Below are 19025 nucleotides of genomic sequence, written 5' to 3'. Positions count from 1 at the left end.
CATGCTGCTGCTCATCGGCGTCTTCCAGCTGCTGACGATCCCCGCCGGGGCCCACATGGCCGGTCGGGCCGGTTTCCGCACCGGCCAGGTCGAGCCGGCGGACATCCACCTGGCCCGGCGGTCGGCCGGACCGGTGCCCGGCGTGCAGGGTGCCGAGCCGGGCCCGCCGCAGCCGCGACGGGAGCTGGACGAGGGGTGAGCCGCGCGGCGCCGGCGGCGAGGCTGGCACGGGCGCCGGCACCCCGCACCACCCCCCGCGTCGGTCAGGCGCCGGTGACCATCCAGGCGTCCTGCCGGGAGCGCCACGTCAGCCCGGCGGCGCGGACGGCCATCCAGGCGGTGTAGGCCAGCCACAGCCACACCAGCCCGGTCACCCCGACCTGGTCGAGGGCCCGGACGGCGAGCGCCAGCGGCAGGTAGGCCAGCAGGAAGACGGTCTGGGCCCACGCGAGCCAGCGGGCGTCCCCGGCCCCGATGAGCACCCCGTCGAGCACGAAGGCGATCCCGGCGACCGGTTGGCCGAGGGCGACCACGAGCAGCGCGGCGCCCAGGGCGGCGTGCACCTGCGGGTCGGTGGAGAAGGCGAGCGGGACGACGCGGTGCGTGGCCACGATGACGGCGGCGAGGAGCACCCCGAACCACACCCCCCAGCGGACCATCATTGCGGTCGCCGCCCGGGTCCCCGCCACGTCGCCGGCGCCGAGCGCCTTGCCGACCAGGGCCTGCGCCGCGATCGCCAGCGCGTCGAGCGCGAAGGCGAGCGAGCTCCATACCGTCATCGCCACCTGGTGGGCCGCCAGCTCCGGCTCCCCCAGCCCCGCGGCCACCCAGGTGGTGACGAGCAGGACCGCCCGCAGGGACAGGGTGCGCACGAGGAGGGGCACCCCTCCCGCGGCGGCGCGCAGCACGCCCGAGGCGGCGAAACCGAGCGGGGCGTCCAGCCGCCTCGCGGCGCGCACGACGACGGCGAGCATGGCCACGGCCATCCCGGTCTGGGCCATCACCGTGCCCCACGCCGCGCCCGCGATGCCCCAGCCGACGCCGTGGACCAGGAGCAGCGACAGGAGCGCGTTGGCGGTGAAGCCGACGACGGAGACGACGAGGGGGGTCCGGGTGTCCTGCAGCCCCCGCAGCACCCCGGTCGCAGCGAGCACCAGCAACATCGGGGGTATGCCGATCGTGGAGACCCGCAGGTAGGTCACCGCCTCCGCGGTGGCCGTCGGGGTCGCCCCGAAGATCTCGACGACCGGCTGGGCCCACAGGGCCGTCGCGGCGGCGGCGAGCACCCCGAGGAGCACCGCCAGCCACATGCCGTCGATGCCGGCGCTGAGGGCACCCCGCTGGTCACCGGCACCGAGGCGGCGGGCCACGACCGCCGTGGTGCCGTAGGCCAGGAAGACGAAGATGTTGACGGCGGTGAGCAGGACCGCGCTGGCGACCCCCAGGCCGGCCAGGGCGGCGGTCCCCAGGTGGCCCACGATCGCCGAGTCGGCCAGCAGGAAGAGCGGCTCGGCGACCAGGGCCAGGAACGCCGGGACCGCCAGACGCAGCACCTCCCGGCGCAGGGCGGCGGGATCGGGGGCGCTGCTCACGAGCGGCAAGTGTGCCAGCACGACGACGGGCCCGGCACCGTGCGGTGCCGGGCCCGGGGTCGCGCCGGGCGTGGGATCAGGCGCTCCGGGCCTGCTCCTCGCCCGAGCGGTCGGACTGCTCGCCGGACTCGTCCTCGGAGCGGTCCCCGTGCTGGGTGACCTCGCCGCGGACGCTGTCGCCGCCGCCCAGGCCGGAGCGGTGCGCCACCTGGATCTTGCGCGGCCTTGCCTCCTCGGCCACCGGGATGGTCAGGGTGAGCACCCCGTCGGTGTAGTCGGCCTCGATGCGGTCCAGGGCAACGCCGTAGCCGAGCGTCAGCTGGCGGGCGAACGTCCCGGCGGGGCGCTCGTGGGAGAGCCACTGCTCGGCGTCGGACTCCTCGCGCCGTTCGGCGCGGATGGTCATGGTCAGGGTCCGGTCCTCGACGTCGACGTCGATGGAACCGGGGTCCACACCGGGCAGGTCCACCCTGGCGACGAAGGTCTCTCCGGCGCGGAAGAGGTCCATCGGCATCGCCGAGGCCGCGGGGGTGCGCATCGTCTCCGACATGAGGCGGTCCAGGTCACGGAACGGGTCGAAACGGCTCATGCTTCCTCCTTCTGTGCGGTCGAGGGAGGTGGTCCGGCGGCACCGGATCCGCCCTCGGTCCTGGTGGGCGAGTGCCTCACCTGCTGGTTCGTTCCAGGATTAGCACTCTTGCTTCTAGAGTGCCAAACGTCGGCGGGGTCCGCATCTCTTCCCGACACCTCGCGCGAGACCGGCGACACGCCCGGGGGTGGTCCGGGAGGGGTCGCAGAAGATTGTCGGAACGATCTTTCCTCCACAGGATGTGGCTGAAGGAGTTGCAGGTCAGGGGGGCTGCGACCGTTGTGTCGCACCGTTGTCCACAAGGTCCGTCCACAGGAGCCGCCCTCGCCGTCGCGTGTCGTCCACCGCGGGTCCACACGTGCTCCACAGTCTGTCCACAGGGGCGTCTTGGGGGAGGTCCCCGGGCGGCGTACCGTGACGCGTCGATGGTCTGTCGGTGGGCCGTGGTGACCTTGGGACCTGTCGGGGCGAGAGAGCAGGAGGGCGTATGTCGCTGAGCGAGCTGGAACGGACGTACGGGCCTCCGGGGGAGGGCTCGCCCGAGGAACGGCTGCCGCCGCAGGACGTGGCGGCCGAGCAGAGCGCCCTGGGGGCCATGCTCCTGTCCAAGGACGCCATCGGCGAGTGCTCCGAGCTCATCCGGCCCGTCGACTTCTACCGGCCCGCGCACGAGCGGATCTACGAGGCCGTCGTCGACCTCTTCTCCCGCGGCGAGCCGGTGGACGCCATCACCGTCGCCGACGAGCTGACCAAGCGGGGCGAGCTCGCCCGGGTGGGCGGCACGGCATACCTGCACCAGCTCATCGCGGGCGTCCCGACCGCGGCCAACGCCTCCTTCTACGCCGAGATCGTCGCCGAACGGGCGGTGCTGCGCCGCCTGGTGGAGGCGGGGACGCGGATCGTGCAGATCGGCTACGGCGGCGGGGACGTCGAGGAGAGCGTCAACACCGCCCAGGCGGAGATCTACGCGGTCGCCGACAAGCGGGGCGGGGAGGACTACCACGCGCTCGCCGACCTCATCCAGCCCACGACGGACGAGATCGAGCACAACGCCTCCTCCACCGGGGAGATGGTGGGGGTGCCGACGGGGTTCACCGAGCTCGACGAGCTGACGAACGGGCTGCACCCCGGGCAGATGGTGATCGTGGCGGCCAGGCCGGCTGTGGGGAAGGCCCTGGCGCTGGACACGCCGCTGCCGACGCCGAGGGGCTGGACGACCATGGGCGAGGTCCGGGTCGGCGACCAGCTGCTGGGTGCCGACGGCCGACCCACCACCGTGGTGGCGGCGACGGAGGTCATGCTCGACCGTCCCTGCTACGAGGTGGAGTTCTCCGACGGGTCGGTCATCACGGCCGACGCCGAACACCTCTGGCACCTGAGCCTGACCGAGGGAGCTGCTGCCTCCACCGTGACGACGACCGAGGTGGATCGGGCCGTCGCGTCGGGAGCCACTGTCACCGTTGCGCGGCCCGGGGGTGCGCAGGAGGCGGCGGCCTGGACGGTGACGAGGGTCGAGACGGTGGACACCGTCCCCGTGCGGTGCGTGCAGGTCGACGACGAGAAGCACCTCTACCTCGCGGGTCGTTCGATGATTCCGACCCACAACTCGACCTTCGCCCTGGACGTGGCCAGGGCGGCAGCGATCAAGCACCGGCTGCCGACCGTCGTCTTCTCCCTGGAGATGAGCCGCACCGAGATCACGATGCGACTGCTCTCGGCGGAGTCGGAGATCCCGCTGCAGAACATGCGCAAGGGCAACATGCGCGACCGCGACTGGACCCGACTGGCGGAGACGCAGGGACGCACCACGACGCGCCCCTGTTCATCGACGACTCGCCGAACATGTCGTTGATGGAGATCCGTGCCAAGTGTCGCCGTCTCAAGCAGCGCAGCGACCTCAAGCTGGTCGTCGTGGACTACCTGCAGCTGATGAGCTCGGGCAAGCGCGTGGAGTCCCGTCAGCAGGAGGTCGCCGAGTTCAGCCGGGCCCTGAAGCTGCTCGCCAAAGAGCTCGAGGTCCCGCTCATCGCCCTGTCCCAGCTCAACCGTGGGCCGGAGCAGCGGACGGACAAGAAGCCGCAGATGAGCGCGACCTTCGCGAGTCGGGCTGCCTGACGGCCGACACCAGGGTCCTGCGGGCCGACACCGGGGCCGAGGTGACCATGGGCGATCTCCATGAGACCGGTGAGCGGGACGTGCCCGTGTGGTCGCTGGACGAGTCGCTGCGCTACGTGCGGCGGCACCTGACCCATGTCTTCCCGACAGGCACCCGGCCGGTCTTCCGTCTCACGCTGACCTCCGGCAAGACCGTCCGGGCCACCGAGAACCACCCGTTCCTGACCTACGACGGGTGGAAGCAGCTGGGCGACCTCCGCGCCGGTGACAGGATCGCGGTGCCCAGGCACGTGCCCGCCCCGGAGAAGCACGAGCCGTGGAGCGACGACAACCAGGTGCGGGCCATGGCCCGAGACCTCGACAGCGGGAAGCTCGACTCGCCGCCCGACAGCGCCGCTCACATGTCGAAGCGCCAGATCGGCCTGTTCGTCGGTTCGCTCTGGAAGCTCGGAGGTGCCGTGCGTGTCACTGACGGCGGTGTCGTGATCGACTGGACAGGGCCTTCTGCCCTTGCCGACCAGATGTCCCGGCAGCTGCTCCGGTTCGGCATCAGTACGCGCCAGTGGGGCATGGCCGCGACGGTGACTCTGGCCGTGGTGGAGAAGGACGACCAGCGGCGGTTCCTCCGCGAGATCGCGCCGCAGGTGGACCTGGGCCCGGAGGTCGCTCGTGCGCTGGCCCTGGTCGAAGCGGGCGACGTCCGCACGGAGCCGCGTGCCGTCCTCGATCAGCCTGCGCCACTGTGGCAGGAGATGGCCCGGGTCCTGCAGCGGGAGACGACGGGCGGTGCTCTCGCGACCGTGGTGGACGTGCTGGACACCGAGGACCTGGATCTCGCCGCCGTCAACGACGTCCTCTTCGACGACGTCGTGTCCGTCGAGCTGGACGGCGTCGAGGAGGTCTTCGACGCGACGGTCCTGGGCAACCACAACTTCGTGGCCAACGGCATCGCCGTCCACAACTCGATCGAGCAGGATGCCGACGTCGTCATCCTGCTCCACCGCGAGTCGATGTACGAGCGCGAATCACCCCGGGAGGGGGAGGCCGACGTCATCGTGGCCAAGCACAGGAACGGCCCCACGGATACCGTGGTCGTGGCGTTCCAGGGTCACTACTCCCGCTTCACCAACATGGCCAGCAACTTCTGACTGCTCCTAGGTTGCGATCAGCCCGGGACGGCGGTGCCCGCGACCTGAAGGTTCCTGCCGCGCTCCCCTAGATATCCCAGGGGTCTAACGTGTCAAGCTGCCGTGGCGTGGCGGTGGGCCCAGGCGGTGTGTTCGTCGTAGGGGGTGCGGTGCTTGAGGCAGCCGTGCAGGATTCCGATCCAGCGGTTGCCCAGGGCGCGGAGGGCTTCGTGGTGTTCCCCTTCGGCTACGGGCTCTCCTATACGACCTTCGAGGTCGGGGACGTGTCGTTGTCGGCAGCGACGACGGACGGGACGGAGCCGGTCCACGTCCGGGCCCGGGTGACCAACACCGGTGACCGGCGGGGAGCCGAGGTGGTTCAGGTGTACGTCGCGATCCCCGCCACGGGCCAGCCGCCCAAGCGGCTCGTCGGTTTCCAGAAGGTGTGGCTCGAGCCCGGGGAGTCTGCCGAGGTGGCCGTCACCATCGACCCGCGGGCCACGGCCAAGCCGTTGTCGGTCTGGGACTACGCGACAGGTTCCTTCCGGGTCGCAACCGGTGACCACCGGGTGCTGGTCGGCACCTCCAGCGAGGACACGCCCCACGAGCTGACCCTCGCGGTCGCTGGCTGACGAGGGGGTAGGGAACGACTGCACGCACCGTTCGGCCCGATCGAGGGAATCTGCCGAGCAAGTCGTGCACTCGTGCGGTCGGAGGGCGCAGCGCCGGACGATGGCCGAGGTGTCTGCGCTCTCGGGGGCTACGACCCCGGCGTCGGAGCTCGTCCCCCCTTGAGCGAGCGGCAGGGGTCAGGAGTCCTGGCCCACCGCCCGCTCCAGGAGCTGGACGACCCGCTTCCTCACCTCGGGCGTGAGCCGGGTGACGGCGAACGAGGTCGGCCACATGTCCCCGTCGTCCAGCGCGGCCCCGTCGTTGAAGCCCACCGTGGCGTACCGCGTCTCGAACTTGCCCGCCGGCTGCATGAACATCAGGATCTCCCCGTCCCTCGCCCACGACGGCATGCCGTACCACGTGCGACCGTCCAGCCCCGGGGCGGTCTCGGAGACGAGGGTGTGCAGTCCTGCCGCGATCGCGCGGTCCTGCTCCGGCATCGCCTCGATCACCTCGAACAGCTTCTCCAGGTCCGTGGCCTTCTTCCGGCCGCCCTTCTCGGCCCGCAGTTCCTCGGCCCGGGCCTTCATCGCCCCCCGCTCGGCCTCGCTGAAGCCTCCGGTCCGGTCGCTGTCCGCAGTCATGTCGTGGCTCCTCGCCCGTCAGTGCCGGCTGCCATGATCGGGGGATGACCACCCCGGCCGACTCCCACGACACCATCCGCGTCCGCAACGCCCGTGTCAACAACCTGCGCGGCATCGACGTCGACCTGCCCAAGCGACGGATGACCGTCGTCACGGGCGTGTCCGGGTCGGGCAAGTCGTCCCTGGTCTTCGGCACGATCGCGGCCGAGTCCCAGCGGCTCATCAACGAGACCTACTCCACCTTCGTGCAGTCCTTCATGCCTCCGCAGGCCAGGCCGGAGGTGGACCACCTGGAGAACCTCACCGCCGCGATCGTGGTCGACCAGGAGAGGATCGGCGCCAACGCCCGGTCCACCGTCGGCACGGCCACCGACGCCCTCACCTACCTGCGGGTGATCTTCAGCCGGCTGTCCGTCCCGCACGTCGGCCCCACCTCGGCCTTCTCGTTCAACCTCGCCTCCGCCTCCGGCCGCGGCACGATGACCGTGGAGAAGGGCGGCGCCCAGGCCGAGGTGCGCGAGTTCTCGGTGGTCGGGGGGATGTGCCCGGCCTGCGAAGGTCTGGGGACGGTCGCCCGGATCGACCCGGACACCTTCCTCGACCGGGACCGCTCGCTCAACGAGGGGGCGATCGAGGCGCCCAACCTCGGGGTGGGCAGCTGGATGTGGCGCAGCTACGCCGAGAGCGGGCGGATCGACCCGGACAAGCGGCTGCGGGACTACACCCAGGAGGAGTGGGACTGGCTCCTCCACCAGCCGGCCACCAAGGTCAAGGTCGCCGGCATCAACATGACCTACGAGGGCCTTGTCACCCGCTTCCGCCGCAGCTGGTTCGGCGACGTGGAGCCCAAGCAGGCGCACGTGCTGCGGTTCAAGGAGCGGATCGCCACCACCGGCCCCTGCCCCGAGTGCGACGGCACCCGCCTCAACGAGGCCGCGCGCACCGCCACCGTGCACGGCCGCACCCTGCCCCAGTGCTCCTCGGACGAGCTCGGCGACCTCCTGGCCTGGGTGGAGGAGCTCGAGGAGCCGTCGGTCGCACCGGTCACCAGGGGGCTCGCCGGGGTGCTGCGCTCGATGATCGACGTCGGCCTGGGCTACCTCTCGCTGGACCGGGCCACCGGCACCCTCTCCGGCGGCGAGGGTCAGCGCGTGAAGATGGTGCGCCACCTCGGCTCGGCCCTCACGGACGTCACCTACGTCTTCGACGAGCCCACGGTCGGCCTGCACCCGCACGACATCGCCCGGATGAACCAGCTCCTCCTCCAGCTGCGGGACAGCGGCAGCACCGTGCTCGTCGTCGAGCAGCACAAGCCCGAGGTCATCGCCCTCGCCGACCACGTCGTGGACATCGGCCCCGGAGCCGGCGGCGACGGAGGACAGGTGGTGTATGCCGGTGCGCCCGGGGGCCTGTCCGCCTCCGGTTCGGTGACGGGGGAGTGGCTCGACCACCGCCCGAGCCTGCGCACCCAGGTGCGCGAGCCCACGGCATACCTGCAGATCCGGGGGGCCAGCACCAACAACCTGCGCGACGTCGACGTGGACGTCCCCCTGGGGGTGCTGGTGGCGGTCACGGGGGTGGCCGGGTCGGGCAAGTCCTCGCTCGTGCACGGCTCGCTGGCCGGACGCGACGGCATCCTCATCGTCGACCAGTCCTCCATCCGCGGGTCACGACGGTCCAACCCGGCGACCTTCTCCGGACTGCTCGACCCGATCCGGACGGCGTTCGCCAAGGCCAACGGGGTGCCCGCCTCGATGTTCAGCCCCAACTCCGAGGGTGCCTGCCCGGTGTGCCGGGGCCAGGGGGTCTCTGGACGGACCTGGTCATGGTGCACGGGGTGAGCACGCCCTGCGAGGAGTGCGGGGGCCGGCGCTTCCGGCCCGAGGTGCTGGAGCACCGCCTGCACGGGCTGACCATCGACGAGGTGCTGGACCTGTCGGTCGAGGACGCCTCGGCGGTGTTCACGACCGGCAAGGCGGCGACCGTGCTGCGCCGCCTGCTCGACGTGGGCCTGGGCTACGTGCGGCTCGGACAGCCGTTGACCACGCTGTCCGGCGGCGAACGCCAGCGGCTGAAGCTGGCCGCCCAGCTGCGCGAGGCCGAGGTGGTCGTGCTCGACGAGCCGAGCAGCGGCCTGCACCTGGCGGACACCCACCGGCTGGTGCAGATGCTGCACGGGCTCGTCGACGGCGGCACCTCGGTCATCGTCCTGGAGCACAACCTGGCTGTGGTCTCCCAGGCGGACCGGGTCGTCGACCTGGGGCCGGGGGCCGGTCACGAGGGTGGCCGGATCGTCTTCGAGGGCACCCCGCAGGCGATGGTCGACGGCTCCGACACCCTGACCGCGCAGCACCTGCGGGCCGCGGTCGGCGGTGGGTCGGTGGCCAGGACCTGAGCCGTCGTGGCCGTGCTGGCCCACCGTCCGGCGGGTCAGGCCTGCGCGACCGCCGGGGAGTTGGGCAGCTCCTCCCGCGCCCGCCAGACCTCGCTCAGGGCCTCCACGGCGGCCTCCACCGCGGGTCGGCGGGTGCTGGCGTCGCGGTGGACGGCGTGGATGCGCCGGGTGGGTGCCTCGACGAGCGGGGTGGCCACCACCTCCTCGGGCAGGACGTCACGGCCCAGCCGGGGCAGGAGGCAGATGCCGAAGCCCTGGGCCACCAGGGTCACCCGGGCCCCGGTGCTGTCGACGGTCGCCCCGATGCGGTGGGGCAGCGCCCGCTGGGCCAGGGCGGCGAGGAGCCAGTCGCTGTAGACCCCGGGGGTGTCGTCGATCCACACCCGGCCGCCGAGGTCGTCCAGGTCGACACCGTCGGGACCGGTCGTGAGGTCCTCGTCGCGCAGGGTGACCAGGTCGACGGGGTCCAGGCCCAGCAGGTGGGCCTGCAGACCGGTGCGCGGCGAGGCCTGCCGGTCGGTCCAGTCGTGGACGACGACGAGGTCGACCTCGCCGCGCAGCAGGGCGGGCATCGACTCCTCGGGCGAGTGCTCGCGCAGGGTGATCTGCAGGTGGGGATGGCGGTCCGTCAGGAGCGTCACGGCCGGGCTGACCAGTCCGCGCAGCGCCGTCGCGAACGCCGCGACGACCAGGGGGCCGGAGACCTCCTCCCGGAGGCTCTCGAGCTCAGCCCGCGCCCGTTCGTCCAGGTCGACGACGCGCTCGGCGAGCCGGACGAGGACGTCGGCCGCGTCGGTGGGGACCAGGCCCCTGCCCTGCCGCACCATGACGGGCTGGCCGACCTGCCGCTGCAGCCGGGTGAGCTGCTGGCTCACCGCCGAGGGGGTCAGGCGCAGGCGGTCGGCGGCCGCGAGCACCGTCCCCTCCTCGACCACGGCGCGGAGGGTGACCAGGTGCTCGGGATTGAACATGTAGCAATACTGACAGGTATCGACCAGAAAACGTGACTTGTCCTTATGAAACGTCCCTGTCAAGGTAGGGGACAGATCACCAGCCGGATCCCTTGCCGGAGGTGGTCGCCCCGTACCCCCGATCATCTCCAAGGAGGTTGACCCCATGCTCGAACTGACCCTGCTGGTCGCCCTGGCCCTCATCACCCTGCTCGTGATCGGCCGTGCCGCCGGTGCGCGTGAGCTCTCGCCGGCCGGTCTCGGGCGTGGTGTCGCCCGCGGGACCCGCGTGCTGACCCAGACCGGCTCCTCCTGGCGCCCGGTGGAGCACCTGCGCGGCTGATCCCAGCCCCCGGTTCTGCGAACCGGCCCTGCACGACCCGACCGGCGCCGTCCTCGTTCACGAGGGCGGCGCCGGTCTCGTCGTCCTGGGGCCGGGGTGGCCGCGGTCCGGTCGTCCTGGGGCCGGGGTGGCCGCGGTCCGGTCTTCCGTCCTGTCGCGTGCCGGCGGTCGCAGGTCGACCGGTCGTGCCCGCTGCTAGGACCGCAGCGCCTCGATCAGCTCGTCCTTGGTCATCGAGGACCGGCCCTCGACGTCGAGCTCACGCGCCCGCTCCTGCAGCTCCTCGACGGTCCACTCCTCGTACGCCTCGCTCTCCCCGCCCCGGCGCCCCACCTCCTCCCGGGAGCTGTTGGCCGCCGCGTTGGAGATCGCGGCAGCCTTGGCCTTGCTGGCCCCGTCGTCACGCAGGGCCTCGTACATCTCCGGGTCCTTGACGCTGGGTCCGGGGTCCTGGTCCTTCTGCTTCTCAGCCATGGATCCACTGTCGCGCAACGGCCCCCTGCCCTCCACCCGGGAGGGCGGTGCGACCCTTGACCCATGAGCACCGACCGCGTCAGCGTCACCCGCACCATCCCCGCTCCTGCCGAGAAGATCTTCGCGGTCCTGGCCGACCCGTGGCCGACCCGTCGCGCCACGCCGAGATCGACGGATCGGGCACCGTGACCACGGCGCGCGGGGGCTCGCGCACCCTCCGCCAGGGGGACAGCTTCGGCATGGACATGCGGTGGGGCGTGCGCTACGCCACCCGCAACGAGGTCGTCGCGCTCGACCCCGACCGGACGATCGCCTGGCGCACGCTGGCCCCCTTCCCCCTCCGGCTGCTGTTCACCGGACGGACCTGGCGCTACGACCTCGTCCCCGTCGAGGACGGCACCCGGGTCACCGAGACGTGGGACGTGAGCACCGAGGCGCCCCTGGGCCGTCCGGCCGTGCGTCGGCTCGCGGGCTACACGCGCCGGTCCATGGAGAAGACGCTGGAGCGCCTCGAGACCGTCGTGGCCGACGGGCGCTGAACACGTGGTCGCCGAGGGCCGCCAGCCCGAGCACAGCGACGTCCTCGTGGTCGGCAGCGGCTTCGGGGGCTCGGTCGCCGCGCTACGGCTGCGGGAGAAGGGGTATGCCGTCACGGTCTGGAGGCGGGGCGCCGGTTCGCCGACGAGGACTTCGCCGCGACGTCCTGGGACCTGCGCCGCTTCCTCTGGGCGCCCGCGCTGGGACTGCGGGGGATTCAGCGCATCCACCTGCTGCGCGACGTGCTCGTCCTGGCCGGCGCCGGGGTTGGTGGCGGCTCGCTGAACTACGCGAACACGCTCTACCGGCCCCGCTCGGACGCCTTCTTCCGCGACCCCCAGTGGGCGCACATCACCGACTGGCGGGCCGAGCTCGACCCCCACTTCGGCACGGCGGAGCGGATGCTCGGCGTCGTGACCAACCCGACCCTCACCCCCGTGGACGCGCTCTACCGCCGGGTCGCCGAGGAGATGGGGGTCGGCCACACCTTCCGCCGCGCCCCCGTCGGCGTCTTCTTCGGGCGCGACGGGGCCCTCGAGCCCGGCGTCGAGGTGGCCGACCCCTACTTCGGCGGCGACGGGCCGCGACGCACCGGGTGCACCGAGTGCGGCGGGTGCATGGTCGGATGCCGGGTGGGTGCCAAGAACACGCTGGTCAAGAACTACCTGTGGTTCGCCGAGCGGGCGGGTGCCCGGATCGTGCCGGACACGACGGTCACCCGGGTCCGGCCCCGCCCGGAGGGCGGCTACGCCGTCACCACCGTCCCCACCGGCACCCGGTTGGCCCGCCTGCGCCCGGGAGCACGGCATACCCGCACCGCCGACCACGTGGTCCTGGCCGCCGGCGCCTGGGGGACCCAGCACCTGCTCCACCGCCTGCGGCGGGACGGGGACCTGCCCCACCTGTCCGACCGGTTGGGCGAGCTGACCCGGACCAACTCCGAGGCCCTCCTGGGCGCCACCCGCCCCCGGGGCGCCGCCGGGCCGGACCTCACCCGCGGCGTGGCCATCACCTCCAGCTTCCACCCCGACGAGCACACCCACGTCGAGCCGTGCCGCTACGGCCGCGGACAGAACGCGATGGGCCTGCTCAGCACCCCCTACCTCGCCGACGGGGACGCCGACCCCGGTGCGGCCGGCCTTCCCGCGCGGGTCCGCCGGGCGGGCCGGTGGCTGCGGGCCGCCGCCGCCGACCCCCGTGGGCTCGTCGACCACGTGCTCGGGCTGTCCCGCTGGTCGGAGCGCACGACGATCGCGCTGGTCATGCAGACCCTCGACAACTCGATCACCGTCCGGGCGGCGCGCGGGCTGCTCGGCCGCTACCGGCTCACCTCGGGCCCCGGCCACGGGGCGCCCAACCCGACCTGGATCCCGGTCGCCCACCAGGCCGTCCGGCGGATGGCCCGGCACCTGTCCGGACGACCCGGCAGCGCCGTCGGCGACGTCGTCAACGTGCCGATGACGGCCCACTTCCTCGGCGGCTGCGTCATCGGCGACTCGCCGGCCACGGGCGTGGTCGACCCCTACCACCGGGTCCACGGCCACCCGGGGCTGCACGTCGTCGACGGGTCGACGATCTCGGCGAACCTCGGCGTCAACCCGTCGCTGCTGACGATCACCGCGCAGGCCGAGCGAGCGGGCGATGTCGATGTGGCCGAGCAAGGGGGCGCCCGACCCCCGCCCCGCGCCCGGCGCGGCATACCGGCGCCTGGACACCGAGACCGACCCTGACGCGGGCTGACCGTCACACCCGGCCCTGCCCTGAGCAATCCCTGAGGGCTCCGTGGACGAACAACCTTGTGGACCCGCCACCCCGGCCGGCCCACGCACGAGGAGGACATCCATGAGGAACGTCACCAGGACCCTGGCCCTCGCCTCGACCGCGCTGGTGCTCGCGGCCGCCGCCCCGGCTCTCGCCCACGACAGGGGGTTCGAGAGCGTGCGGGTCGACCACGAGCTCATAGCGGTGCAGAAGGCCTCCGTCAGCCAGGCCTCCGGCGAGGCTCGCATCCGGACCCTGCCCAACGACATGATGCACGTCCGGGTGCGTGTCGAGGGCCTGACCCCGGGCAGCGTGCTCCACATGCAGCACCTCCACGGGTTCCCGGGCGCGCGCCCGACATGGGGTGCCCCTCCATGAAGACCACGCCCATGGCCGATGCGAACGGCGACGGTCTGATCAGCGTCGGCGAGGGGGCTCCGTACTACGGCCCCGTGCAGGTGCACCTGAACACCACGGGTGCCACCGACGGCTCGGGTGACTACGCGGTGGCGGACTCGCGCGGCCGGATCCGTTACGAGCGGACGTTCCGGACCACCGCGGCCAACGTCCAGATGGCCGAGCGCTTCCAGGTCGTCGTGCACGGGATCGACCTCGACAAGGACGGCATGCTCGGCTCCCCTCTGGAGGTCTCGATCCCGGCGGTGTGCGGAGGGGCCGCCGACTGAGGTCGCACGTCCGAGCAGCACCCACGGGCTCGGACGGGCCAGGTAGCGGTGCGCCTCCTGAGGCGCGCCACCAGGGGCCCGCCCGCGGTTTCCCCGTGTCCCGGTCACGCCTCCACGACGTCGTGGATCGGCTCCTTCGGGAGCCGCCGCACCCGCTTGGGCCGCCGACGCCGGGCAGGGATGAGGGAGCGCATGCTCTCGTGGCGCCCGAAGCAGAGCAGCCGGTCACCCTCCTCCAGCACCTTGCTCGCCCCCGGGTTGGGTATCACGCGGGTGCCGCGGTGCAGGGTGAGCACCTGGACGTCCCGCTCGCGCAGGCCCGAGTCGCCGATCGTGCGACCGACCATCTCGGACCCGGCGAGCACCGCGATCTCGGCCACGCCGTAGCCGGTGGAGACCGCGAGCCGCTGCCGCACGTCGATGTCGGGGAAGTCGGCCTGGTCGGCGACGTAGTCCACGATCGCGCCCGCGACGTCGAGCTTGGTCGCCGCCTCGATGCCCTGCAGCCCGGGGGAGGAGTTGACCTCCATGACGAGCGGTCCGTCCCGCCCCTCGAGCATGTCCACGCCGGCCACCCGCAGCCCCATGATGTGGGCGCTGCGGACGGCGATCTCGGCGTACTCCGGGTCGAGGTCGACGGCCTCGACCGTCCCGCCGCGGTGCACGTTGGAGCGGAACTCCTCGCCCTGGGCCCGGCGGCGCATCGCGGCCACGACCCGGTCGCCGACGACGAGGGCGCGCACGTCGGTGCCCTTGCTCTCCTTGACGAAGCTCTGCATGAGGACCTGGTGGTTGGTGCCGTGCAACGTCTCCACGATGGCCTCGGCGACCTTGGCCTCGGGGGCGAGGATGACGCCGATGCCCTGGGTGCCCTCCAGCAGCTTGAGCACGACGGGCGCGCCGCCGACCATCTCGATCGCGTGCGGGATCTCCGAGCGGTTGCGCACCAGCACGGTCGCCGGCATCGGGATGCCGTGGCGCGACAGGATCTGGCTGGCACGCAGCTTGTCCCGGCTGTTCATGATGCCGTTGGCGGTGTTCGGCGTGTAGACGTCCATCTGCTCGAACTGCCGCACGACCGCGGTGCCGAAGTAGGTCACCGACGCCCCCACCCGCGGCAGCACGGCGTCGTAGGTCGACAGCGGCCGGCCGCGGAAGTGCAGGTCCGGCTCGGGTCGACAGGTCGATGCCGAAGCGCAGCGTGTCCAGGACCTTGACCTGGTGGCCGCGGTCGAGGGCGGCCGTGCGCAGCCGCTGCGTGGAGTAGGCGCGCAGCGACCGCGAGAGGATGGCGAGCTTCATCGGGTGTTCCTGACAAGATGGGGACGTGCCTGGGCAGACCCATGAAACCACCCCGTCGAAGGTCGTCGTCGGCTGGCGTGAGTGGGTACGCCTCGACGCGGTCGGCGTGCCCTGGGTCAAGGCCAAGGTGGACACCGGGGCGCGCACCTCCTCGCTGCACGCGTTCGACCTGCAGCCCGTCTCGGTGGACGGACGGCCGTGGGTCCGCTTCGACGTCCACCCCTGGCAGGCCGGCCCCGAGGACGCGGTGACCGTGGAGCTGCCGGTGCACGACGAGCGCACCGTGCGCAGCAGCTCGGGCCACACCGAGACGAGGTATGTCGTGCTCCTGCAGCTCCTCCTGTGCGGTCGCTCGGTCGACGCGGAGGTGACCCTGACCGACCGGGACGAGATGGGCTTCCGCATGCTCGTCGGCCGGGAGGCGCTCGTGCAGGGGTTCCTCGTCGATCCGGCGCTCTCCTACGCGGGGGGTCGACCCGAGCGGGCCGTGCGCCGGCGGAACTGGGGCCGCTAGTGGCCCCCGCCCGCCGGCGCCCCCGACCCTCCTTCGCCATCGGCACCGTCCGGGTGCGTGCGGGGTCCCGGCAGGAGGTGTCCCTGCCGATCAGCAGGCTCGTCACCGGGGCCGAGGTCAGCCTGCCGGTTCACGTGCTGCACGGCCGCGAGGACGGGCCGACCGTGTGGCTGGACGCGGCGATCCACGGTGACGAGGTCGTCGGGATCGAGGTGATCCGGCGGGTGCTGGCCAAGGTGTCCGCCCGTCGGATCCGGGGGACGCTCATCGCGGTGCCGATCGTCAACGTCCTCGGGGTGATGTCCCGCGACCGGTACCTCCCCGACCGGCGCGACCTCAACCGCAGCTTCCCGGGCGCCGCCCGTGGATCGTTGGCCGCCCGGATCGCGCACCTGATGATGACCGAGATCGTGGCCAAGTGCGACGTCGGCATCGACCTGCACACCGCCTCCGACCGGCGGTCGAACCTGCCGCAGATCCGGTGCGACCTGGAGGATCCGCGCACCCGCGAGCTGGCGGAGGCGTTCGGCGCCCCGGTGCTCTACCACGCCCGGCTGCGCGACGGCTCCCTGCGCTCGGCGGCCCGCGAGCGAGGCGCCCGGGTGCTGCTCTACGAGGCGGGGGAGGCCTGGCGGTTCGACGAGTGGGCGATCACCGCGGGCGTCGACGGGGTGCTGCGGGTCCTGCACGCGCTCGGCATGCTGCCCGAGGACGAGCAGGTGGTCCCTCCAGGTGGGCCCAGCGTGGTGTGCTGGCGCAGCGGCTGGGTCCGCGCCCGGCGCACGGGGATCCTCGGCCTCGAGGTGTCGTTGGGCCAGCGGGTGGTCGCCGGCGAGCGGCTGGGGGAGCTGCACGACTCGTTCGGCCGACGGCTGGCGATCGTCAAGGCAGACCGGGACGGCATCGTCATCGGCCGGACGGAGGCCCCGCTGGTCAACAGCGGGGACGCGCTCGTCCACATCGCCTCCAGCGACCCCGACGACGAACCCGACGGGGCCGAGGTGCCGGTCATCGTCTGAGCGGCCCGCTCGCGCGGCCCCGCCGGAGTGCAGTCGACCAGTGCCCCGGGTGGGGCCACGATCGACTGCGCTGCCCCGGCGGGTCTCAGGACTGGACGGCCCGGGCGGCGCAGGTGTGGACCGCGACCCCGTCGAGGTTCGGCACCGTGGCCGTGAGGACCTTCCTGACCTCGTGAGCGACCGCGTCGGCCTCACCGACGGTCAGGCCCGGGTCCACGTCGACCTCCAGGTCGGCCTCCATCCGGTGACCCGACCAGCGGGCGCGGGCCTGCCGGACGGCCCGCACGCCGGGGACCGCCGCGGTGACCTCCTCCAGCGTGGTCAGCACCTGGGGTTCGATCCCGTCCATCAGCCGGTGCACGGTCGTGCGCATCGAGGCCCACAGCACCAGAAGGATGACGGCCGCGATGAGCAGTCCGACGACAGCGTCCACCTGGGGGTATCCGAGCATCGCCCCGCCGACGCCGAGCAGCACGGCGAGCGAGGTGAGCGCGTCGGTGCGCGCGTGCTGACCCTCGGCCACGAGGGCCGCCGAGCTGATCCGGCGCCCCACCCGGATCCGGTAGCGCGCCACGACCTCGTTCCCGGCCGCCCCCACCAGCGCCGCGGCCGCCACCCAGCCCCAGGTTGGTCAGCTCACGGGGCTCCCCGATCGCCCGCACCGACTCCCAGACGATGAGGGCGGCCGACAGGGCGATGATGAGACCGATGAAGAGCCCGACGAGGTCCTCGGCGCGTCGGAAGCCGTAGGGGTAGCGGCGGGTGGGGGCGCGCAGCCCCAGCCGGAAGGCGATGATCAGCGGGATCGTCGTCGCCAGGTGCCCGAGGTTGTGCACCGTGTCGGCCAGGAGGGAGATCGACCCGGAGATCCAGACGATGAACACCTGGACCACCGCGGTGGCGCCCATCCCGATCAGGCTGATCCAGGCGGCCCGGATGCCCTCGGCGCTGGACTCCTCCGCCGACTGGATCGCCTCCGCGTGGTCGTGGCTGTGCGGGGTGAGCGCGTGCCTCAGCCGGCCGAGCAGACTCTGGTCGTGGTCGTGGTCGTGGTCGTGGTCGTGGTCGTGGTCGTGGTCGTGGTCGTGGTCGTCGCGTCCACGGGTGGTGGTTCCCATCACGCCCTCTCGCCGGGGCCGCCCCTGGCCCTCGCGCCGGGGCTGGTTCTGCGCCTGCTCCTGGGTCGGGTCCTGGGCACGGACGGATCCCGCACCGGGCTGCTCCTGGTCCTCGCGCACGAGGCCAGCATATCTGCATATCTGCGAAGATAGTGAATTCGCTAAGGTGGACCTGTGCACGAGCAACCGATCCAGACGGTCCAGGTCCCCGACGACCTGCACGCACGGGCCGTGACGGACACCTTCCGGCTGCTCGCGGACCCGACCCGGGTCAAGCTCCTCTGGGCCCTGCTGCACGGGGAGCACAGCGTGGGAGCGCTCGCCGAGCTGGTCGAGGCCGGTCCGACGGCCGTCAGCCAGCACCTGTCCAAGCTGCGCCTCGCCGGCCTCGTGCACACCCGCCGCGAGGGCACCTACGTCTTCTACCGGGCCGAGGACGACCACGTGCGGCGGCTCCTCACCGAGGCCCTCTCGCACGCCGAGCACGCGACCGGCACCGCCGGCGAGGGTGAGCCCGGCCAGCACCGCTACCGCGCCTGAGCGGGACCGAACGGTGCCGGACCGAGGGTCGGGTGGCCTGGGGCGCTCCGCCGGATGGCGTCGACGGCCGAGCCGGGCGCCGGGAGCCCACCGTCGTCCGGTTCGTGCGGGCCCGGCGCGCGTTTCCGCAGGTCGGTGTCCGAGGTTCGTGGACGAACCGGACGACACTCGGCCGCACAGTGCCCACGGGGCGTCCGTTGCCGACGGGTGACCGTGCGGCGGCCGGCCGCCCGGGCCGACAGTCCGGCTCAGGCCTGAACGGGGCGGATGGTCCAGAGCTGCCAGGCGGCCACGCCGCAGAGGATGCCGCCGGCGAAGGTGAGGAGCAGGCCCGGGCCGGGCATCCAGCCGGCCATGCCGACCAGGCTGAACATGTGGAAGAACTGCCAGACCGGCAGCACGACGCAGATGGCCGCGGCGGCCAGGGCCTGGACGATCGCCAGGAGGCGCAACCGGGCGGGCACGAGGGCCCCGGCGAGGGCGAGCATGGCGACGGTCGCGGTCCACAGACCCGGGCCGCGCATGCCGGTGATGGTGCCGAGCGGGGTGTAGAGCCAGGGGACGAACGCGCCGAGGAGGATCATCAGGCTGGCGGCGAGCAGGCGCATCTGGCCGGGCATCTTGCCGCGGCGGGTGCGAACGGGGGCGGTCTGGGTCGCCATCGGGAGTCAGCCTAACGCGAAGGGTGCTGCAGGGGTATGGAGTGT

General features: G+C 72.5%; 19 protein-coding genes and 6 pseudogenes. 16 read left to right on the top strand and 9 right to left on the bottom strand.

Annotation, left to right across the window (positions count from 1 at the left end; all coding sequences use genetic code 11):
• The first annotated feature begins 1 nt into the window (after nt 1).
• The gene (locus tag ACQ95T_RS18905; RefSeq protein WP_431473294.1) at nt 2-199 is read left to right on the top strand and encodes a hypothetical protein; all 198 of its coding nucleotides are present in this window, start codon (nt 2-4) and stop codon (nt 197-199) included.
• 64 nt (nt 200-263) lie between these two features.
• Here ACQ95T_RS18905 and ACQ95T_RS18900 read toward each other — a convergent pair whose 3' ends face one another.
• Together ACQ95T_RS18900 and ACQ95T_RS18895 are read right to left on the bottom strand one after the other, a co-directional pair.
• Entirely contained in the window at nt 264-1592 is a 1329-nt protein-coding gene (locus ACQ95T_RS18900; RefSeq protein WP_425943356.1) for an MATE family efflux transporter, read from the bottom strand.
• A gap of 76 nt (nt 1593-1668) precedes the next feature.
• Nucleotides 1669-2181 carry an Hsp20/alpha crystallin family protein gene (locus tag ACQ95T_RS18895; RefSeq protein ID WP_431473293.1) on the bottom strand — a complete coding sequence of 171 codons (513 nt, stop codon included), beginning with the start codon at nt 2179-2181 and terminating at the stop codon, nt 1669-1671.
• A 487-nt stretch (nt 2182-2668) separates the two neighbouring features.
• Between ACQ95T_RS18895 and ACQ95T_RS18890 the strand changes: the two are divergent.
• The 4 genes and pseudogenes from ACQ95T_RS18890 to ACQ95T_RS18875 all read left to right on the top strand — a co-directional run.
• Nucleotides 2669-3367: pseudogene (locus tag ACQ95T_RS18890) on the top strand (DnaB-like helicase N-terminal domain-containing protein); the annotation flags it as partial.
• Nucleotides 3368-3400: 33 nt separating this feature from the next.
• Nucleotides 3401-4296, top strand: a pseudogene (locus tag ACQ95T_RS18885) (DnaB-like helicase C-terminal domain-containing protein).
• A 47-nt stretch (nt 4297-4343) separates the two neighbouring features.
• Nucleotides 4344-5444 carry a DnaB-like helicase C-terminal domain-containing protein gene (locus tag ACQ95T_RS18880; RefSeq protein ID WP_431473292.1) on the top strand — a complete coding sequence of 367 codons (1101 nt, stop codon included), beginning with the start codon at nt 4344-4346 and terminating at the stop codon, nt 5442-5444.
• A 164-nt stretch (nt 5445-5608) separates the two neighbouring features.
• Entirely contained in the window at nt 5609-6055 is a 447-nt protein-coding gene (locus ACQ95T_RS18875) for a fibronectin type III-like domain-contianing protein (protein WP_425943463.1), read from the top strand.
• A gap of 177 nt (nt 6056-6232) precedes the next feature.
• On the opposite strand, the gene ACQ95T_RS18870 is transcribed toward ACQ95T_RS18875, so the two are convergent.
• Nucleotides 6233-6679: an iron chaperone gene (locus tag ACQ95T_RS18870; RefSeq protein ID WP_425943353.1), complete on the bottom strand. Its 447-nt coding sequence runs from the start codon at nt 6677-6679 to the stop codon at nt 6233-6235.
• Between the two features lie 44 nt (nt 6680-6723).
• On the opposite strand from ACQ95T_RS18870, the pseudogene ACQ95T_RS18865 reads away from it, so the two are divergent.
• A pseudogene (locus tag ACQ95T_RS18865) lies at nt 6724-9074 on the top strand (excinuclease ABC subunit UvrA).
• 35 nt (nt 9075-9109) lie between these two features.
• Here the strand turns inward: ACQ95T_RS18865 and ACQ95T_RS18860 are convergent.
• Nucleotides 9110-10045, bottom strand: coding sequence for a LysR family transcriptional regulator (locus ACQ95T_RS18860; RefSeq protein WP_425943351.1), 936 nt, complete (start codon nt 10043-10045; stop codon nt 9110-9112).
• Between the two features lie 145 nt (nt 10046-10190).
• Between ACQ95T_RS18860 and ACQ95T_RS18855 the strand changes: the two genes are divergently transcribed.
• Nucleotides 10191-10367, top strand: coding sequence for a hypothetical protein (locus ACQ95T_RS18855; RefSeq protein ID WP_425943350.1), 177 nt, complete (start codon nt 10191-10193; stop codon nt 10365-10367).
• 195 nt (nt 10368-10562) lie between these two features.
• Here the strand turns inward: ACQ95T_RS18855 and ACQ95T_RS18850 are convergent, their stop codons facing one another.
• A complete protein-coding gene (locus tag ACQ95T_RS18850) occupies nt 10563-10841 on the bottom strand; it encodes a DUF7218 family protein (protein WP_425943349.1) in 279 nt (92 codons plus the stop codon).
• A gap of 63 nt (nt 10842-10904) precedes the next feature.
• Here ACQ95T_RS18850 and ACQ95T_RS18845 point away from each other — a divergent pair, with 63 nt between their 5' ends.
• The 5 genes and pseudogenes from ACQ95T_RS18845 to ACQ95T_RS18825 all read left to right on the top strand — a co-directional run bounded on the left by ACQ95T_RS18845 (nt 10905) and on the right by ACQ95T_RS18825 (nt 13825).
• Entirely contained in the window at nt 10905-11030 is a 126-nt protein-coding gene (locus ACQ95T_RS18845) for a hypothetical protein (protein WP_431473291.1), read from the top strand.
• Complete coding sequence (locus tag ACQ95T_RS18840) at nt 11027-11380, top strand: SRPBCC family protein (RefSeq protein WP_431473290.1); 354 nt, start codon at nt 11027-11029, stop codon at nt 11378-11380. Before ACQ95T_RS18845 ends, ACQ95T_RS18840 begins: the two co-directional genes overlap by 4 nt.
• Before the next feature lie 4 nt (nt 11381-11384).
• Nucleotides 11385-13118: pseudogene (locus ACQ95T_RS18835) on the top strand (GMC oxidoreductase).
• A 102-nt stretch (nt 13119-13220) separates the two neighbouring features.
• Complete coding sequence (locus ACQ95T_RS18830; protein WP_431473289.1) at nt 13221-13517, top strand: hypothetical protein; 297 nt, start codon at nt 13221-13223, stop codon at nt 13515-13517.
• Nucleotides 13514-13825: a hypothetical protein gene (locus ACQ95T_RS18825; RefSeq protein WP_431473288.1), complete on the top strand. Its 312-nt coding sequence runs from the start codon at nt 13514-13516 to the stop codon at nt 13823-13825. Before ACQ95T_RS18830 ends, ACQ95T_RS18825 begins: the two co-directional genes overlap by 4 nt.
• A gap of 104 nt (nt 13826-13929) precedes the next feature.
• Here the strand turns inward: ACQ95T_RS18825 and ACQ95T_RS18820 are convergent.
• A pseudogene (locus ACQ95T_RS18820) lies at nt 13930-15127 on the bottom strand (RimK family alpha-L-glutamate ligase).
• Nucleotides 15128-15152: 25 nt separating this feature from the next.
• Here ACQ95T_RS18820 and ACQ95T_RS18815 point away from each other — a divergent pair.
• Together ACQ95T_RS18815 and ACQ95T_RS18810 are read left to right on the top strand one after the other, a co-directional pair.
• Nucleotides 15153-15641 carry an ATP-dependent zinc protease gene (locus ACQ95T_RS18815; protein ID WP_425943344.1) on the top strand — a complete coding sequence of 163 codons (489 nt, stop codon included), beginning with the start codon at nt 15153-15155 and terminating at the stop codon, nt 15639-15641.
• 53 nt (nt 15642-15694) lie between these two features.
• Complete coding sequence (locus ACQ95T_RS18810; protein ID WP_431473287.1) at nt 15695-16660, top strand: succinylglutamate desuccinylase/aspartoacylase family protein; 966 nt, start codon at nt 15695-15697, stop codon at nt 16658-16660.
• A gap of 85 nt (nt 16661-16745) precedes the next feature.
• Here ACQ95T_RS18810 and ACQ95T_RS18805 read toward each other — a convergent pair whose 3' ends face one another.
• Nucleotides 16746-17276, bottom strand: a complete 531-nt coding sequence (locus ACQ95T_RS18805; protein ID WP_431473286.1) for a cation diffusion facilitator family transporter — start codon at nt 17274-17276, stop codon at nt 16746-16748.
• Between the two features lie 67 nt (nt 17277-17343).
• Nucleotides 17344-17568: pseudogene (locus ACQ95T_RS18800) on the bottom strand (cation transporter); the annotation flags it as partial.
• A gap of 99 nt (nt 17569-17667) precedes the next feature.
• Here ACQ95T_RS18800 and ACQ95T_RS18795 point away from each other — a divergent pair.
• Nucleotides 17668-17931 carry a hypothetical protein gene (locus ACQ95T_RS18795; protein WP_431473285.1) on the top strand — a complete coding sequence of 88 codons (264 nt, stop codon included), beginning with the start codon at nt 17668-17670 and terminating at the stop codon, nt 17929-17931.
• 21 nt (nt 17932-17952) lie between these two features.
• A complete protein-coding gene (locus ACQ95T_RS18790) occupies nt 17953-18318 on the top strand; it encodes an ArsR/SmtB family transcription factor (protein ID WP_425943341.1) in 366 nt (121 codons plus the stop codon).
• Nucleotides 18319-18566: 248 nt separating this feature from the next.
• On the opposite strand, the gene ACQ95T_RS18785 is transcribed toward ACQ95T_RS18790, so the two are convergent.
• Complete coding sequence (locus tag ACQ95T_RS18785; RefSeq protein WP_425943340.1) at nt 18567-18980, bottom strand: hypothetical protein; 414 nt, start codon at nt 18978-18980, stop codon at nt 18567-18569.
• Nucleotides 18981-19025: the final 45 nt, after the last annotated feature.

The organism is Ornithinimicrobium carbonis, from assembly GCF_050703245.1.
GTDB lineage: Bacteria > Actinomycetota > Actinomycetes > Actinomycetales > Dermatophilaceae > Ornithinicoccus.
The sequence above is the reverse complement of the archived record's forward strand: the minus strand, read 5'-3'. Positions and strand labels throughout refer to the sequence as shown.

Coding starts and splice junctions, on each gene's coding strand:
- ACQ95T_RS18830 (WP_431473289.1), top strand. CDS start 13,221: ATGAGGAACGTCACCAGGACCCTGGCCCTCGCCTCGACCGCGCTGGTG.
- ACQ95T_RS18905 (WP_431473294.1), top strand. CDS start 2: ATGCTGCTGCTCATCGGCGTCTTCCAGCTGCTGACGATCCCCGCCGGG.
- ACQ95T_RS18870 (WP_425943353.1), bottom strand. CDS start 6,679: ATGACTGCGGACAGCGACCGGACCGGAGGCTTCAGCGAGGCCGAGCGG.
- ACQ95T_RS18785 (WP_425943340.1), bottom strand. CDS start 18,980: ATGGCGACCCAGACCGCCCCCGTTCGCACCCGCCGCGGCAAGATGCCC.
- ACQ95T_RS18825 (WP_431473288.1), top strand. CDS start 13,514: ATGAAGACCACGCCCATGGCCGATGCGAACGGCGACGGTCTGATCAGC.
- ACQ95T_RS18895 (WP_431473293.1), bottom strand. CDS start 2,181: ATGAGCCGTTTCGACCCGTTCCGTGACCTGGACCGCCTCATGTCGGAG.
- ACQ95T_RS18855 (WP_425943350.1), top strand. CDS start 10,191: ATGCTCGAACTGACCCTGCTGGTCGCCCTGGCCCTCATCACCCTGCTC.
- ACQ95T_RS18860 (WP_425943351.1), bottom strand. CDS start 10,045: ATGTTCAATCCCGAGCACCTGGTCACCCTCCGCGCCGTGGTCGAGGAG.
- ACQ95T_RS18850 (WP_425943349.1), bottom strand. CDS start 10,841: ATGGCTGAGAAGCAGAAGGACCAGGACCCCGGACCCAGCGTCAAGGAC.
- ACQ95T_RS18845 (WP_431473291.1), top strand. CDS start 10,905: ATGAGCACCGACCGCGTCAGCGTCACCCGCACCATCCCCGCTCCTGCC.
- ACQ95T_RS18880 (WP_431473292.1), top strand. CDS start 4,344: ATGGGCGATCTCCATGAGACCGGTGAGCGGGACGTGCCCGTGTGGTCG.